The organism is Mucilaginibacter sp. OAE612, assembly GCF_041806395.1.
Lineage (GTDB): Bacteria > Bacteroidota > Bacteroidia > Sphingobacteriales > Sphingobacteriaceae > Mucilaginibacter > Mucilaginibacter rubeus.
In genome coordinates this window covers 2,198,559-2,215,307 of the sequence record NZ_JBGMUW010000001.1, presented here as the reverse complement: position 1 = coordinate 2,215,307, position 16,749 = coordinate 2,198,559, and the positions used below count along the sequence as shown (strand labels likewise).

Below are 16,749 nucleotides of genomic sequence, written 5' to 3'. Positions count from 1 at the left end.
GCCCTACTTTCGGGTATTCCTCAAACGAGCAAAAACTAACACAATTTAACCCGCTTTAGCGTCCTTAATCCGAAAGGCAATCAGTTTAGCGTATTAACTGACAACAAAATTATGAAGAAGATAGCCTACCTCACCGTCATCGGCATTTTGCCTGCCTTGCTGGCCCTTTCACAGCCAGCTCTTAAACATTCACCGGCCGGTTTCGACACTTACCGCGCTGGTATAGCACACGGAAAATTAGACACCGTTACCTACAACTCAAAAACAGTTGATTCCAAACGGCGCGCAGTAGTTTACCTGCCACCCGGCTATACCGCTAAAAAAACATATCCTGTTTTGTACCTGCTGCATGGTATTGGCGGCGATGAATTTGAATGGCTTAACCAAGGCACGCCCCAGGTGATATTGGATAATTTGTATGCCGATAAAAAACTGGAACCAATGATCGTTGTGTTGCCCAACGGCCGTGCCATGAAAGACGACCGTGCCACCGGCAATATAATGGCTCCGGATAAAGTTGCCGCGTTTGCAACTTTTGAGCACGACTTGCTGGATGACCTGATCCCATTTATTCAAAAAAAATATCCAGTTTATACCGATCGCGAACACCGGGCACTGGCCGGATTATCAATGGGCGGTGGTCAGTCACTTAATTTTGGGCTGGGCAACCTGGATAAATTTGCCTGGGTTGGAGGCTTTTCATCAGCACCCAATACCAAAAAACCTGAAGAACTGTTACCTGATCCCGATGCAGCCAAAAGCAAACTTAAGTTGCTTTGGATCTCCTGCGGCGATCACGACGGGTTAATGTCGTTCAGCAAACGTACCCACGATTACCTCGAACAAAAAAATGTGCCGCATATCTTCAATGTCGAGCCGGGAATCCACGACTTTAAAGTTTGGAAAAATGATCTTTACCTGTTTTCGCAATTCCTGTTCAAACCTGTTGATATCGATAAATATAACATGATGATTTCGGGCGGCCCTGCATCTACCAATATCAGAGGCTCAAAATATCCTTTTATCCAACCCGACCACCGGGTGCTTTTCCGTGTCAAGGCGCCGGATGCACAAAAAGTTCAGGTTGACCTGGGCAAGAAATATGACATGGTAAAAGACACGGCAGGTTATTGGACAGCTACAACAGATTCAATTGGCGAAGGCTTCCATTATTATTCGTTGATTATAGATGGCGTTGCTACAACCGATCCTTCCAGTCAAACCTTTTACGGCATGGGGCGCATGGCCAGCGGCATAGAAATACCATTTGACGGCGGCGATTATTATGCGTTAAAAAACGTTCCGCATGGCGATATCCGCATCAAAACCTATTTTTCAACCGTCACCAAATCATGGCGAAGGCTGTTCATTTACACTCCGCCTGGTTATGACGCAAGCCAGCTTAAATACCCCGCGCTGTATATATTACATGGCGGCGGCGAGGACGAAACCGGCTGGGCAACCCAGGGCAAAACCAATATGATCATGGATAACCTGATTGCGGCCGGGCAAGCGAAACCCATGTTAGTGGTAATGCCCGATGCCAATTTCGGCGGAGGTTTTGGTGAAGCCGGTCTCAAAACCTTCGCGAGCGAAATAAAACAATGCATTATCCCCTTTATAGAAAAGAACTACCGGGTTAACCGTACCGCGCAGGGCCGTGCCCTGGCCGGGCTTTCCATGGGTGGACTAAATACCCTATATACAGGTATCTACAATACTGATACATTCAGTTACCTCGGCGTATTCAGCTCGGGGTGGATTTTACCTGTACAAAACAGCATCGCTGATGCACAGTATGATTTTATGAAGAAAAATACTACCAAAATCAACACCAACCTAAAAGCATTCTGGATTGCGATGGGCGGCAAGGAGGATATCGCGTATAAAAACTGCCAGGTTATGCTGGGCAAGCTGGACGAGATGAAGATAAAACATACTTATTACGAGTATCCGGGAGGTCATACCTGGCCTGTTTGGCGAAATGATCTTTACAAATTTGCCCCCATCCTGTTTAAATAATTAATGATCAAAAAATCAGATCAAAGACATTCCGTTCATGAAAAATATTAAGTTCTGGCTATTGCTATTCGGATCAGTACTGGGCTTCGCCGGGCAATCCATGGCACAAAATCCATTGATCAGGGACCAGTTTACGGCCGATCCCTCGGCCCGCGTTTTTGGCGACAGAGTGTACGTTTATCCATCGCATGATATTAAGGCAACACCCGGCCATGGCCGCCCTGGTTGGTTCTGCATGGAAGATTACCACGTTTTTTCATCAGCAAACCTCACCGACTGGACTGATCATGGCATGATCATCAGTCAAACAACAGTGCCCTGGGCCGACCCTGCTTCGTACAGCATGTGGGCTCCCGACTGCATTTTCCGCAACGGCAAATATTATATGTACTTCCCTACTACCATGAAAGGCAGCGAAAACGGTCGCGGCTTTACCATAGGTGTTGCCGTGGCCGATAAACCTTATGGACCGTTTACCCCTCAGCCAGAACCTATAAAAGGGGTGCATGGCATCGATCCTAATGTATTTATTGATAAAGACGGACAAGCCTACTTGTATTGGGCACAGGGAAACCTGTATGCTGCAAAACTTAAAGAAAACATGCTGGAACTTGCTTCAGAACCAATAATTTTAGCCCAACTGCCTGATAAAGGGCTGAAGGAAGGCCCTTACCTGTTTGAACGCAATGGCATTTATTACCTCACCTATCCGCATGTGGCCAATAAGATTGAGCGATTGGAATATGCTACCGGCAACAACCCGATGGGGCCTTTTAAATTTGCAGGCGTGATTATGGATGAGTCGGCTTCCGGCTGCTGGACCAATCACCAGTCAATCATCCAGTTTAAAAATCAATGGTACTTGTTTTACCACAACGACGACCTATCGCCGAATTTCGACAAAAACAGATCGATAAGGTGCGACAGCCTGTTTTTTAACGCCGACGGAACGATCAAAAAAGTTATCCCAACCCTGCGTGGCGTGGGGATCACCAAAGCCTCAGAAAAAATACAGATAGACAGGTACAGCGATAAGGACAGTACCGTTAAAATCTCCTTTCTTGATACCGCAAAAAGATTTGACGGCTGGAAGACTACGTTCAACAATGCAGGCAGTTGGATCCGTTACAATCGTGTTGACTTCGAAGGCAAAAAGTTTAAAGAATTGCAGATCCTGGCAAATGCAGCAAGTAAAGCAACTATAGAAGTGCGGCTTGGCGATCCCAACGGACGCATATTGGCTTCGGCAAACATTGCCGAAGGGAACGATTGGCAAGTTATACAAACCCGCCTCTCTTCTCTCCCATCTAAAACCGCCAACCTGGTAATAGTATTAAAAAGCGGCACCAGCGTTAATATCGACTGGATAAGTTTCAAATAAATTAAAATTACACCTGCAACTGATCCAACATGAAATTTAAAACGATTACAACATTAAAATTCCCGCTGTTACTAACTGGATTTGCCGCTCTGGTATCCTTTACGAACCGACAGGCACTACATCATAACGCAGATTATGGCCGAGCTACAACCTCATCACATAAGGCTGATAAGGGATTGAAAGATTATTACCGAAAGTATTTTCCTATCGGTGTTGCAGTAAACGCGGCTGCACTTAGCGGACCTGAAGCAGAACTGATTGCAAAGGAGTTTAACAGTGTTACGCCGGAAAACGATATGAAAATGGGCCCCATTCATCCGCGCGAAAATGAATATAACTGGAAAAACGCCGACGCTATCGTAGCATTCGCGCAAGAGCACCACATGAAAATTAGGGGCCATAATTTGCTTTGGCATGCGCAGGCTCCTGCATGGATGTTTAAAGACAGCACGGGCAAACAGGTAAGTAAAGATGTGTTGCTGAAGCGGCTTAAGGATCATATTACCACGGTAGTCAATCATTTTAAGGGTAAAATATACGCGTGGGACGTAGTTAACGAAGCCATTGATGATAAACCCGATAACTACCTGCGTAACTCATTATGGTACCAGATCTGCGGCGAGGATTTTATTGCCAAAGCGTTTGAATATGCCCATGAAGCCGACCCGGAGGCCCAGCTTTTTTACAACGATTACAACAGTGAGGTTCCATCCAAACGGGATAAGATTTGTAAATTGCTCAGGAACCTTAAAGACGCCGGGGTGCCTGTAACCGGAGTAGGTTTGCAGGGCCACTGGAAATTAAATGACCCCAGTTTGCAACAAATAACTGAAGCTATGGATAAGTATGCAGCACTTGGATTAAAGCTGCAGATCACGGAGTTGGATGTTACGGTACGTACCGGCCCGCCGCGTAAAGCAGGCGATCAAACGCTAACGGATTCCGCTTATACGGAAACTATGGCCGCTCAGCAAACCGAAAGGTATAAGGCCATTTTTGAAATCTTCAGGAAATACAAAAAGGTAATAACCGGGGTTACTTTTTGGAACGTATCAGACCGGTACAGCTGGCTTGATTTCCGCGGTGGCGGTATTGCCGGCGGCGCAGCTGCGACCGAGGGCACAACTCGCAAAGTTATCAAAGCCTACCCGCTGTTGTTTGATGAAAAACTTCAACGAAAAAAGGCATATTGGGAAGTGGTTAACTTTTAACGTAAAATGAATGAAAACAAAAAATATCGCATTTCTTAAACTGACAGTTACCTGCCTTTTATGGCGACTGGCAGTTATGCCTTTAAACGCGCAAACAGCACAAAATCCTATCATATATGCAGACGTTCCGGATGTATCGATGATCAGGGTTGGTGATACTTATTATGCAAGCAGCACCACTATGCATCTTAATCCGGGGCTGCCAATCATGAAATCAAAAGATTTGGTGAACTGGCATATCGTAAGTTACGCGTATAATACGCTTGATGGTGGAGATGCCCTCAACCTGGCAAACGGAGCAAACGCATATGGCAGAGGATCATGGGCAAGCAGCTTGCGTTATCATAACGGTACTTTTTACGTTTCCACATTTTCGGGCACTACCAATAAAACCTATATCTACAGCACAAAAAACATTGAAAAAGGCCCATGGAAAGAAATGTCCTTTAAACCGGCATTACATGACCACTCCCTTTTTTTTGATGATGACGGCAAAGCTTATATGATCTATGGGAGCGGCAAGATCATGCTGGCCGAACTGAATGATGACCTGTCTGGCGTCAATCCTGATAAAAAACCGCAAATCCTGATCGAGAATGCAAGCGCTGCTGCCGGTCCCAATATTGGTTTGCCTGCCGAAGGCTCGCAGCTATTCAAAATTAAGGGGAAATATTACCTTTTCAATATCAGCTGGCCTAAAGGGGGTATGCGTACCGTTTTAATCCACCGGGCCGACAAGTTGACCGGTCCTTATGAAGGCCAGGTAGGGCTCCAGGATAAAGGCGTGGCCCAGGGCGGGCTTATCAATACCCCGAAAGGCGATTGGTATGCCTATTTATTTCGTGATTTTGGCGCCGTTGGCCGGATGCCGTACCTGGTACCGGTTACCTGGACAGATGAATGGCCTGTATTGGGTGTTGATCACAAAGCACCAGATACGCTGGATTTACCCGCGAATAAAAGCTTAATACCGGGTGTTGTATCCCCGGATGAATTTAGCCGTAAAAACGGGGAGCCCATACTGCCTTTGGTATGGCAATGGAACCACAATCCGGACGATCAGTTATGGTCGTTAAAAAAGCGGGCCGGCTACCTGAGATTGACCACCGGGCGACTGGACAGCACAGTACTATCGGCACGTAACACCTTAACGCAGCGCACTATTGGCCCCGAATGTTCGGGAACAACTTTAATTGATGTTTCCAACATGAAGGATGGAGACTTTGCAGGGCTGGTTTTACTGCAACGAAAGTATGGCTTCGTTGGTGTAAAATCAGATCATGGCTCCAAACAAGTAATTATGATCAACGCGCAATCCGGATCGGCTATTGAAGCGGCCAGCATACCTCTAAAGCAAACAACTATTTATCTTAAAGCAAGCTGCGATTTTACTAAGCGAACAGACAAAGCCTACTTTTTTTATAGTCTCGACGGGCGCAAATGGGAACCTATTGGCACACCGCTGCAAATGGTTTATACGCTCCCCCATTTTATGGGATACCGCTTTGGCCTGTTTAACTATGCAACCAGGCAATCTGGCGGTTATGTTGATTTTGATTTTTTCCACATCAGCAATGCACAATAAAACAACTATGCATCAGCCCGATCATCATTTCAGAATAACTAAGGAATACCAACAATGACAAAAAAGCTACTATTCTTATCTGCTTTATGTTTAAGTGCATTCAGCGGTTTACAGGCGCAAACCCGCCTCAACCTGGATCTTACCAAAGGTGTGAACGTAAGTCCGAAGCTTTACGGACTTATGACCGAGGAGATCAATCATTCCTATGACGGAGGTTTATATGCCGAGCTGATCCGTAACCGGGTTTTCAAGGATAACCCAAACCAGCCTGATGGCTGGAGCGTTGTTCAGGATGGCGATAGTAAAGCGTCGATACAGCTGATCGGTGCCGATCCGGCTAATGTGCCTTTTGATCAGGGGCGCAATGCTATTAACGCGGCACTTACAACCTGCCTTAAGCTTACGGTTAGCCAGGCAAACGGTAACCGCGCGGGCATTGCCAACAGTGGCTTTTGGGGTATTCCGGTTACACCGTCAACTACTTATCGCTGCTCCTTTTATATCAAAACCGGCACTGTCAATTTTCCGAGGGGTAACAGGCCTGATGCTACGCCGCCTGCAACAGCAGTTACAGAAGATGGCCCCGGTATTATCAACATTAGTTTGGAAAGCACCGATGGCAAAACAACCTACGCAAGGGGTACAATCAACCTCGAAAAAAGCACTTACTGGAAAAAGCATGAGTTAACCATCACAACCGCTGCAAATATTAAACCTACTGCCGACGCGCGTTTTGTGATTTCATCTAACCGGACAGGCACTTACTATTTTAACCTCGTTTCCTTATTTCCCCCAACATATAAAAACAGGCCTAATGGCAATCGCATTGATTTAATGCAGATGATGGCCGATATGAAGCCGACCTTTCTACGCTTTCCGGGCGGCAACTTTTTAGAGGGGCCATACCTGGGAGATGCCTTCCCCTGGAAAACAACCTTAGGCCCGCTGGAGCAGCGCCCCGGCCATACAGGCAGCTGGGGTTACCGGGCAAGCGACGGTATGGGCCTGCTGGAATTTTTAGAGTGGTGTGAAGATTTGAAAATGGAACCGCTTTTAGCAGTTTTTGCCGGGGGGTTACTCATTACGTGGTGACCACATAGATGCGGGGCCTTTATTAGAGCCATATGTTAAAGACGCGCTGGATGAAATTGAATATTGTATTGGCGATACCAAAACTTACTGGGGTGCAAAACGGGCTGCCGACGGCCATCCCGCCCCTTTCAAACTGACAGATATAGAGATAGGCAATGAGGACTGGTTTGACAGGTCGCATAGCTACGATGGGCGCTTTAAACAATTTCAAGCTGCTATAAAAGCTAAATACCCCCAGTTACGCTGTATCTCAACCATTGAAAGTTATAAGCCCGACAAGGTAACCAGTGTTAAACCCCAAATGGTTGACGAGCATTATTACCAATCGGCCTGGCAGATGGAAGAAGACGCGGCGAAGTACGATAGCTATGACCGTGCAACCAGCCCTAAAATATTTGTAGGCGAATGGGCCACCCGCGAAGGCGCGCCTACCACTAATCTGAATGCAGCCCTCGGAGACGCCGCCTGGATGACCGGGATGGAACGCAACAGCGACCTGGTGGAGCGGTCATGCTATGCACCATTATTTGTGAACGTAAACCAGGCAGGCAATGGCCAACCTAAAGCCTGGCAATGGGACTCTGATCTGATTGGTTATACAGCCCTTAAAAGTTATGGATCACCATCCTATTACGTACAAAAAATGTTCGGCAGCTACCTTGGTACCAAGGTGGTGCCAATAACAGCAGAAAATGCCCCCTTACGCAAACCAGCAGTTAAAGACACCGCCGGCATAGGCCATTGGCCGGCAAACGCGCGGCGCCCTAAAGCCGAGCGTGCGGCGTTATTTTTTGTTTGTACCCAGGATGCTAAAAATGTGTATCTGAAGGTGGTGAATACCGATGATATGGCCCGGGAAATCACCATCAGCCTGAAGGGCGGAGATGTGGCTGCAAATGGCACCCTGGTAATACTAAAGGGCGATAAACCGGAAGATACCAATACAATTGACGAGCCTAATAAAATCGTGCCGGTTACGTCGACCATAACGGGACTCGGCCGGTCATTCAAACACACCTTTCAGCCTTACTCTGTCAACGTCATCAGGCTGTCGAAGCGTAAATAAGCCATTGAGCTGAAGTTCAATTCAAATATATTATCAAATGCGAAAAGTCGGGAGTTGCCCGACTTTTTGTATTTAATTTAAGTTTTCGGGCGAATGGGCTTGCCCTCTTCACCTGGCTTGAACCAAAATTAATTTGCTCGCTACTGGCCTATAACCGGCTTAAGTATGCAGCGCCGGCAAGGAGCACGGCGTACTTGTGGATTTTAATCTGTAAACCTGTTTTAGGATCGGGACACTATCAATCGATCCCTTTACTTTTTAAGTATGACAAGGCTCGAGCCAAAACCAAATCATCACTCCTTATAACACTTTCCACAGTCTTTTTGACATATATGTCAATTTTGACCCCACGCCTTTGTGTTGGCGTTTTATTAGTATAGTAAACTCCGTAGCTGGAATAAGATATAACCATTTTCCCACCAACGGGTATGCCAATTTTAACGCCATCGGCCCCGGCTGTTTGGCTGCCAATGGTCACAGCACCCGGAATGGTCTGAAAACACATTACTGAATACTCCCCCTGGCTTTGGTTTCTTTCGTCAGCCAATACAATCACCTGTCCCTTATAGGGTGTTTTATTGATTTCACCCATCTTAGCGGACTGTTTCCAGGTAAAATAACCAGGATTGTCAGGAATCATTAGCAAAGAGTAATCTATTGATTTAGGATTTGGCAGAAACATGCCGAATATATTGTAAAAAGCATCATTTTGTGGATAATTACGTACGTCAAATATTACTGCTTTCTTGCTTCTGATCAGATTTTTTATGGTATCCAAATTCCCGCTCCAAATTTGTGCGGCGTATACATAAGCGATAGAATTTCCAACTGTTTTGTATCCGGTCGCATTAGATTGATATTCGGTTAAGTCCCGCCAATCCCGCTGTGATGGTAAAATACATTTTACTTTAACGTCCATTATCCGGACTCCCCTTTTAATTTTCAGTTTTTGGTAAGCTTTTGGGGTATTGAATAATACCCAGGACAGATAATGGTTACGTGATGCATTGTTCGATCCCGAAACATAAGCCCTAAATTGTTTCATTCTTACACCAACAGGACTATTGTCAATACTTAATACAATATCTCCCTTCTGTAAACGGGCTTTGTGTGTTAAAGTGTCGTTGACCAATTTGGTTATTATCACCGTGTTATCTACAATTTTTGCATAAACTGGTGCGGTGTATTTACCAAAAACAAGATTATTTATCGATGTATTATCCCCATCCTCGAAACTAAACTGTGCATGACCATCGTTGAGGGCAACGGTAAGTTGAAGCATGGCTCTATAATAAGAGAGAATATCTTTTGTATTGATCAATTTTGGGATAAACCGAGTAAGGACATTGTTCCAATCCTCGCCAATAAGGTATTTATATGGTGCAAAGTAATTGATGGCATTCCAGAAACGGGCTAAAAATAACAAACGGTACTGTTCATTTGGAAGAATCATGTTTTGGTATTTTTTTTCGCCGCTGTAGTCAGCCGCTTCATAATTTTGTTTTATGTATTTATTAGCACCTTGATTACGATAGACGTATATTTCTTTTAGTTTATTTTGAAGCTGATGACTGATGTATTTCGAATTTGCTATCCAACCCAAATTATGATTTAGCTTAAATAACGTATCGACAGTTGGTCGAGGCTTATTTTGGGGGATGGGTCCGAGGTTGTCTATGGTAGTAATTAGCATCTTGTTAAGCTTGCTTACAGATGCGTTTTGCATTTTATCAATATCATGCACATAAACAGAATCCCAGTCAACTATCCCGCGAGCTACTGATGGATGATGATATTTTAAAAAACCCCATATCTTATCGTAAATTGCGATCTTTTCATACCTTGTTTGACCAAAACCTGCGGTGCTTGTCAGCAGAAATAATAATACACAGGATAGCTTTGCGCAAAGGAAGTGTTTCATAATAATGACAATTAAGTATAAGTTATATGGAATTGGTTTATATAAAACAAAAATGACTCCTTGAACGCGGTAAGCTAAATAAATTAGACGAACTTGTTTATCCGCCTGTTGAATCCTGTCTTTTAATAGTTCAACATGCAGAACAAGGTGTTCATCGAAAATTCTATTGCTTATTATTTAATAAGTGTAAATTGAGCCATGCCATTTGCTACGCTTAATTATAAACAGAAGGGCTTAGTTGCCGAAACATCTTACTTATTTGTGATTAGTATTTTGAGCCCATTTGCAGTAGGCTTGGCAACCTGGTCTCAACATACATTGGCAAACTCATTTGGTTATGTTGTAATCAATGTTTTGCAATTACCTGTTATCATTTTACTTTATCGCTGGTATTTACCCGTTACAATCGGGAAAAATCGCTATTGGATGTTTATTATTTTATTGCCGATATATTTTGTTTTATATGGTTTAAATGAGCGATTCGGAATATTAGCGGTTATGTACATGCCTTTTATACCGGAAGTTTACCGGAACAATATCAGTGGTGCCCGGCCTTTAGATTTTACCCAGGGATATTTTAATACGGATATTGGCATTACTATTCTCGTTATATTAGCAGCTACTTCTTTATATATTATTAAGCTGCTATTCAAGCAGCAATATAAAGTCAGTACGCTGGAAACCGAAAAATTAAAGCTTGAACTCAACCATTTAAAATCACAGATTCGACCACATTTTTTCTTTAACACTCTTAATAATATGTATTCGTTGAGTGTTCATCATTCTCCTAAAACGCCATTGATGATTAAGGATCTCTCAGAAATTATGCGTTACGTGCTTTATGACACTCGTCATGAAAGAGTATCATTACAACAGGAGATAGATTTTATTAAAAGCTATATCAGCCTCGAAAATTTACGCCATACCAAGCCTGATATAATTGACTTTGCTGTCCAGGGTGATATTGACAATATAAAAATTGAGCCATTGCTGTTTATGCCACTAATCGAGAATACTTTCAAGCACGCCCTACATCGGGATATCATGGACAATTGGGTAAAATTGATTTTGGCGGTCGATGAAAACGAACTAATTTTTCAAACATCCAATGCCAAGCTTCCTGCTAATGATAACTATGACAAATCGCAAAGTGGTATCGGTCTGCTAAATGTGCGAAAACGACTCGACTTGCTTTACGCTGGCCGGCATGAGCTGATTATTTTTGAGGAAGAAGAAACTTTCACGGTAAGTTTGACCATTCAATTAGACCCTTTAAATGATTAATTGTATAGTAGTTGATGATGAGCCACTGGCAAGGCAGCTGATAGTTTCCTATATCGAACAGATGCCTGATCTGCATTGTTTAGGAAGTTACCCGACAGCCGTTGAAGCATTTACTGCTTTGCATCAGCACCGGGTAGAGGTGATCTTTATCGACATAGAAATGCCTGGAATCAGTGGACTTAATTTTATAAAATCCTTGAAAACCCATCCGAAAGTTATTTTCATAACTGCATACACCGAATATGCCGTTGAAGCTTTTGAAATAGAGGCTACGGATTATCTGGTTAAGCCGGTCATGTTTGAGCGTTTCCTGAAGGCAGTTCAAAAGGTCGGTCTGAATAAAAATGAATCTCAACGGATCAATCAACCAACGGCTGAAATAACAAATATCTTTTTGAAGGTTGATAAAAAGTTAGTAAAAATTAACCTTTCATCTATCATTTATATTGAGGGTTTAGGTGACTACGTTAAAGTGCATACACCCAACCATACTTATGTTTCATACATGGCCCTGGGCAAACTCGAAGCACTACTTCCAAACTATGAATTTATCCGCATCCACCGCTCTATTATTATTAATAAGCATCTTATTCAATATATTGAAGGTAACTTTGTAAGAATTGCTGATATTGATTTACCAATTGGATTAACCTACAAAGCAAATTTGTTTAAGAGCGTAGAATAAGTGAACTACTAAATGCATGTTACAGTTATCTCATTAAAATCCTCTGCATTATATCAAATGATCCTTTGGTAAAATCATCAATTTGGGTATTCGTACATGAGCGGGTTGTCGCAGGATATAGAAAACCGCCTCGACAACATCAGCGACATTTAAAGGTTCATGTATTTGCATACTATCTTTAGGATGAACCTCCCAGTCGTTGTGAAGTTCGGTCATCACCAGGCCGGGCTCTATACAGGATACCTGGATGTTTGTTCCGGCAAGTTCCATGCGTAAAGCTTCAGATAGTGCTTCGATAGCAAATTTGGTGGCTGCATATGCGCCGGCCGTAGGGCGTACTTTGGTACCCAGCACGCTCGACAAATTGATCACATGCCCATATCCCTGAATTTTGAAACGCTTGAGTAAAGAATAAGTTAACCTGAAGGTAGCTTCAATATTTAACCGCAACATTCCGGTCATTTTATCAATATCCGTTTCCGCTATGGTGCCGGTATGAAGCGTTCCCGCGCAATTGAACAGATAATCACATTTTCCGTAAGTTTTGTAAATATATTCTACCAATGCATCCTGGTAACCGGCAGAGGAAAGATCACCGGGAATAATATCTACAAATTCAGATTGTAGCTCCTTCAATTTTTCCTCCCGGCGTGCCGCCAGTATCAGCCTGTAGCCTCCCTTATTTAATGCTTCGGCAATAGCGCGACCTATTCCGCTGCTGGCTCCTGTTATCAAAGCTATTTTTTCGTTAAAATACATTTTTCTTCATTTTAAGCTTACCTGGCATGATGTTAATTTTCCGAGAGTTTCGGCTATATATTCCAATTCTGTAACAGTTGAGGATGCGAAACCCAATCGAAGTGATTGTTCGGCCGACTGGCGCGTAAATTGACCCGAACCATCATTAATATAAATATCCCTGGCCAGGGCCTGTTTTTGCAGGTCGTAAATGTTAATTGATTGGTCAAACGTTGCCCATAATGCCATTCCGCCTTCGGGCATTTTGAAATCAACTTTGTCTTGCAGGTGATATTTTAATAACTCACAGAATAGGTCCCGCCGCTCATGATAAGCCCGCAATGATTTACGTACATGTTTTTGTATGATGCCTAATTGCAGTAACTCGGCTACCGCGTTTTCCACCAGATTGTCGCCCTGCCGATCTACAATACGGCGTAAAGTTGCTAACCGCTGTATTACATTTTCGGGGCCAACCAGGTAACCGATACGAAATGCCGGGGCGATGGCTTTAGTAAACGACCCGCAATAAAGCACGTGCCCGGTAACATCTGCGCCAGCCAGCGGTTGTAAAGGCTTGTTTTGATAATGAAAATCATAATCGTAATCATCCTCGAAAACAATAAAATCAAATTCCTTTGCCAGTTGCAATAGCTGCATCCGTCTGTCTGCCCGCAAGGCTACTGTAGTAGGGTAATTATGGTGTGGAGTAACATACACCATACGGATAGGCTTTACCCGACAAATTTCACGCAATTCATCTACTATTATTCCATGTCCGTCAACCGGTATTTTTATAACGTTTGCCCCCGCCTGTAAAAAATTCATATTTGCCCCGGTCCAGCCTAAGTCGCCAATAACAATGTTATCGCCGGGCTTAAGTAAGGCTGTTGACACCAGATATAATCCCATGATGGTGCCGCGGGTGATCAGTATATTTTCAGAAGTGATATTCAATCCCCTGGTTTCGGCAAAATAAGTACATAATTCTTCGCGAAGCCATATTGAACCTTTAGGGTCGCCATACCCTAAACGGACATATTGGTTGCCTGCCCGTAGTTGCGTGCGGTAAGCCCTTGATAAGTCAGTCAACGGCGCTAAGCGACCATCAGGATAACCATCATCTAAATGATATTGGCTGGTATGTTTTATAAGCTTTCTGGCTAAATGGTCGGCATTGTCAATGTTATAGCCGGCTGTTTTTAAGTTGCTCCCTTTTTGGGTAGACCTCGCCATTAATTTTTCCGGCGCTATAAATGGCAATTTTTCACTTACGAAAGTGCCGTTTTTTTCCGGTTTCGGATTGTAGCCAGCCTTGCACTAACAATTCATCGTATGCGCGTACGATAGTCTTTCTGTGAACTTTCAGTTGTTCGGATAATTCCCGGGTACTCGGTAAGCGGTGCCCTGTAGTTAATGTTCCGCCTTTAATCAGTTTCAACAATTGATTCGCTATTTGCTGGTAAACCGGCTCAACAGAATTTGAACTAATGATAATTAGACTTGCAAGTGAATACATATCAAATTGGACTACCTATTATATTCAAATTGGACGATTTTGATAGTCCGGTAAAAATATATTTTTATAATCAAATATCGAATGCGAAAATCACCTGCAATTATCCGAAGATCGGATCAGTAAAAATTGGAAATTGATTTATCATTAAACGAGCATAATATTTTAACAACAAATATGTATAAACGCAAATTTTTAAAGGATGCCGACGCAAAGGCATTTGACGCGATGATGGGATTAGAGCGATACCTGGCAACATCTTCGCTATCAAAACTGCACTGGGAAATGATAAAAATACGGGTTTCCCAATTAAACGGATGTGCTTATTGTATTGATAAACATAGTAAGGATGCCATCGCTTTAGGCGAGAGTGCGCAACGCATTATTTTGTTACCTGTATGGCGGGAAACTAACTTTTTTTCAAAAGAAGAACAGGCCATATTAGCCCTGGCCGAAGAGATGACTTTGATAGCAGGCAAGCATGTATCTGATAAAGTATATGACACTGCTATTGAACTACTTGGCCAACAGTACACTACCAAGGTTATGATGGCAATTATTGCTATGAATGCCTGGAACCGTGTGGGCATTACTACGGGAAGAAGGGCTGAGAAATAAACGCCATAAGGCTAACAGAATTCTGCTCTATATCAACCTGATTTCCAAAAGGTACCGCCACCTTACTAAAGCAAATTCCAACCCAATCAGGCACGAGTGTGCGTCGCCGACAAAGAGCGGTTGCATACTCGTGACTCTCAAAGTACACGCTCGGCTGCCGCAAGTGTCCTCTCACGCTGCCGCAAGCGCCCATGCTTATGGCCCCGTGTTCAGGTAAATAAAGTTTTATTTACACCAACTTCACGGTTGCAATGATCACAACAAGAGATGCAAAGCCAAAAGAGCAGCATGCCGGCTATGCACACCATTTATCAAAATGCACACCAAGTTTTTTAAAAACTAAAGAAGACTCAAAAACATCCATTAAACAACGCTCCAGGCCCTTTTCGGCAGCAATCAATTAAATAAATGTTAAATAATTTTACGAAAAGTAAAATATACCAATAATTAAAGTTATATTGCACACTTATTAACAACAATATAATGCAACAAGGAACAGTAAAATTTTTTAATGAAGCCAAAGGTTTCGGATTTATCACACCTAACAATGGTGGCAGCGAAATCTTCGTTCATTCAACAGGTCTGATTGACAATGTTCGTGAGAACAGCGCCGTTAGTTATGACGTTGAAGAAGGCCGTAAAGGTCCGAATGCAGTAAATGTAAAAATAGCTTAATCACTATATCATCATTTTAAAAGCATCCTCCCATCCGGGGGATGCTTTTTTGTTACACTTAATCAAAAACATGGGTAGATCCACCGAAACATTTAACAAGAAAGAGCGCGAAAAGAAAAAGCTCAAAAAACAACAGGACAAAAAAGAAAAGGCCGAAGATCGTAAAGCCAACGCTGTTAAAGGACAGGGTTTTGAAGATATGCTGGCCTATGTTGACGCAAACGGCAACATTACCTCCGTGCCACAAGATCCCGGTAACCGGAAAAAGGTATTGGCGCAGGACATCCTCATCGGTACGCCAAAACAGGAGGAAGTTGAAGTAGAAATTGTAAGAAAAGGCACAGTAACATTCTTTAATGAATCTAAAGGGTTCGGTTTCATTAAAGATCTGCAAACCCAGGAAAGCATTTTTGTTCATGTCAACGCGGCTTCTTTTGCCATCAAAGAAAATGACAAAGTTACCTTTGAAATAGAACAGGGGCAAAAAGGGCCTACCGCTGTCAAAGTCGCTAAAGCGAGCTAAGGCTTAATTAACCATTGCAACAATAAACAAGATAAATCCTCATACAATAAATATCAGAATGACCGATAAACAAACAGCACACTACAAAGCCAGCGAATATATTTATGACCTGGGTAATACCGCTTTGGAGAATGGTTTTAAACCCGATGAGCATTGGGAGGTACAAATGGCTACCGCCGCTGAGAAAAAAGCTTTTGAGAAACAGTACTATCCCACAGTAGCGACAAGCGTACTGCCCGAACTGTTAAAAGCGACTTTTGCCCTGGTAAAAACGCAATTGAACCAGGTGATGAAGGCACAAACAGTGATACCGTCGGATCGTTTCGCCCCCGAGCCAGTGTACGAATACCTGGTTGCCTTTAATTTAAACCGCGTAAGGCGTTAATGTTGATAGTTTCCCAACCTGGCGCGGGTATGCAGGGTTGGGTTTAG

The 16,749-nt window shown here is 43.3% G+C and carries 16 protein-coding genes; 12 read left to right on the top strand and 4 right to left on the bottom strand.

What is annotated here, in order from left to right; genetic code table 11:
* The first annotated feature begins 111 nt into the window (after nt 1–111).
* Genes ABID99_RS09325 through ABID99_RS09300 form a run of 6 tightly spaced genes read left to right on the top strand, consistent with a single transcriptional unit; the run spans nt 112 to nt 8,357 of the window.
* Nucleotides 112–2,022, top strand: a complete 1,911-nt coding sequence (locus ABID99_RS09325; RefSeq protein ID WP_373613527.1) for an alpha/beta hydrolase-fold protein — start codon at nt 112–114, stop codon at nt 2,020–2,022.
* Between the two features lie 37 nt (nt 2,023–2,059).
* Nucleotides 2,060–3,403: a family 43 glycosylhydrolase gene (locus tag ABID99_RS09320; protein ID WP_373613526.1), complete on the top strand. Its 1,344-nt coding sequence runs from the start codon at nt 2,060–2,062 to the stop codon at nt 3,401–3,403.
* 29 nt (nt 3,404–3,432) lie between these two features.
* Nucleotides 3,433–4,614, top strand: coding sequence for an endo-1,4-beta-xylanase (locus ABID99_RS09315; RefSeq protein WP_373613525.1), 1,182 nt, complete (start codon nt 3,433–3,435; stop codon nt 4,612–4,614).
* Between the two features lie 10 nt (nt 4,615–4,624).
* Complete coding sequence (locus ABID99_RS09310) at nt 4,625–6,199, top strand: glycoside hydrolase 43 family protein (RefSeq protein WP_373613524.1); 1,575 nt, start codon at nt 4,625–4,627, stop codon at nt 6,197–6,199.
* A gap of 54 nt (nt 6,200–6,253) precedes the next feature.
* A complete protein-coding gene (locus tag ABID99_RS09305) occupies nt 6,254–7,291 on the top strand; it encodes a hypothetical protein (protein WP_373613523.1) in 1,038 nt (345 codons plus the stop codon).
* Nucleotides 7,263–8,357: an alpha-L-arabinofuranosidase C-terminal domain-containing protein gene (locus ABID99_RS09300; protein WP_373613522.1), complete on the top strand. Its 1,095-nt coding sequence runs from the start codon at nt 7,263–7,265 to the stop codon at nt 8,355–8,357. The genes ABID99_RS09305 and ABID99_RS09300 overlap by 29 nt, the downstream gene beginning before the upstream one ends.
* A gap of 238 nt (nt 8,358–8,595) precedes the next feature.
* Here ABID99_RS09300 and ABID99_RS09295 read toward each other — a convergent pair whose 3' ends face one another.
* The gene (locus tag ABID99_RS09295; protein WP_090527561.1) at nt 8,596–10,278 is read right to left on the bottom strand and encodes a S41 family peptidase; all 1,683 of its coding nucleotides are present in this window, start codon (nt 10,276–10,278) and stop codon (nt 8,596–8,598) included.
* A gap of 198 nt (nt 10,279–10,476) precedes the next feature.
* Between ABID99_RS09295 and ABID99_RS09290 the strand changes: the two genes are divergently transcribed.
* Together ABID99_RS09290 and ABID99_RS09285 are read left to right on the top strand one after the other, a co-directional pair.
* Nucleotides 10,477–11,562 (top strand): sensor histidine kinase, encoded by a 1,086-nt coding sequence (locus ABID99_RS09290; protein WP_090527556.1) that lies wholly within the window; start codon nt 10,477–10,479, stop codon nt 11,560–11,562.
* Nucleotides 11,555–12,247 (top strand): LytR/AlgR family response regulator transcription factor, encoded by a 693-nt coding sequence (locus ABID99_RS09285; RefSeq protein WP_373613521.1) that lies wholly within the window; start codon nt 11,555–11,557, stop codon nt 12,245–12,247. Before ABID99_RS09290 ends, ABID99_RS09285 begins: the two co-directional genes overlap by 8 nt.
* Before the next feature lie 48 nt (nt 12,248–12,295).
* On the opposite strand, the gene ABID99_RS09280 is transcribed toward ABID99_RS09285, so the two are convergent.
* The 3 genes from ABID99_RS09280 to ABID99_RS09270 are packed head-to-tail and all read right to left on the bottom strand — an operon-like array spanning nt 12,296 to nt 14,504.
* Nucleotides 12,296–13,006: an SDR family oxidoreductase gene (locus ABID99_RS09280; RefSeq protein ID WP_090527550.1), complete on the bottom strand. Its 711-nt coding sequence runs from the start codon at nt 13,004–13,006 to the stop codon at nt 12,296–12,298.
* Between the two features lie 6 nt (nt 13,007–13,012).
* Nucleotides 13,013–14,221 carry a PLP-dependent aminotransferase family protein gene (locus ABID99_RS09275; RefSeq protein ID WP_373613520.1) on the bottom strand — a complete coding sequence of 403 codons (1,209 nt, stop codon included), beginning with the start codon at nt 14,219–14,221 and terminating at the stop codon, nt 13,013–13,015.
* A 31-nt stretch (nt 14,222–14,252) separates the two neighbouring features.
* Nucleotides 14,253–14,504, bottom strand: a complete 252-nt coding sequence (locus tag ABID99_RS09270; RefSeq protein WP_373613519.1) for a GntR family transcriptional regulator — start codon at nt 14,502–14,504, stop codon at nt 14,253–14,255.
* 174 nt (nt 14,505–14,678) lie between these two features.
* Between ABID99_RS09270 and ABID99_RS09265 the strand changes: the two genes are divergently transcribed.
* The 4 genes from ABID99_RS09265 (at nt 14,679) to ABID99_RS09250 (ending at nt 16,702) form a co-directional block, all read left to right on the top strand.
* Complete coding sequence (locus ABID99_RS09265) at nt 14,679–15,119, top strand: carboxymuconolactone decarboxylase family protein (protein ID WP_373613518.1); 441 nt, start codon at nt 14,679–14,681, stop codon at nt 15,117–15,119.
* Between the two features lie 483 nt (nt 15,120–15,602).
* The gene (locus tag ABID99_RS09260; RefSeq protein WP_090527544.1) at nt 15,603–15,794 is read left to right on the top strand and encodes a cold-shock protein; all 192 of its coding nucleotides are present in this window, start codon (nt 15,603–15,605) and stop codon (nt 15,792–15,794) included.
* 70 nt (nt 15,795–15,864) lie between these two features.
* Nucleotides 15,865–16,317, top strand: coding sequence for a cold-shock protein (locus ABID99_RS09255; protein ID WP_090527541.1), 453 nt, complete (start codon nt 15,865–15,867; stop codon nt 16,315–16,317).
* A 58-nt stretch (nt 16,318–16,375) separates the two neighbouring features.
* Nucleotides 16,376–16,702, top strand: coding sequence for a hypothetical protein (locus ABID99_RS09250; protein ID WP_090527538.1), 327 nt, complete (start codon nt 16,376–16,378; stop codon nt 16,700–16,702).
* Nucleotides 16,703–16,749 lie beyond the last annotated feature (47 nt).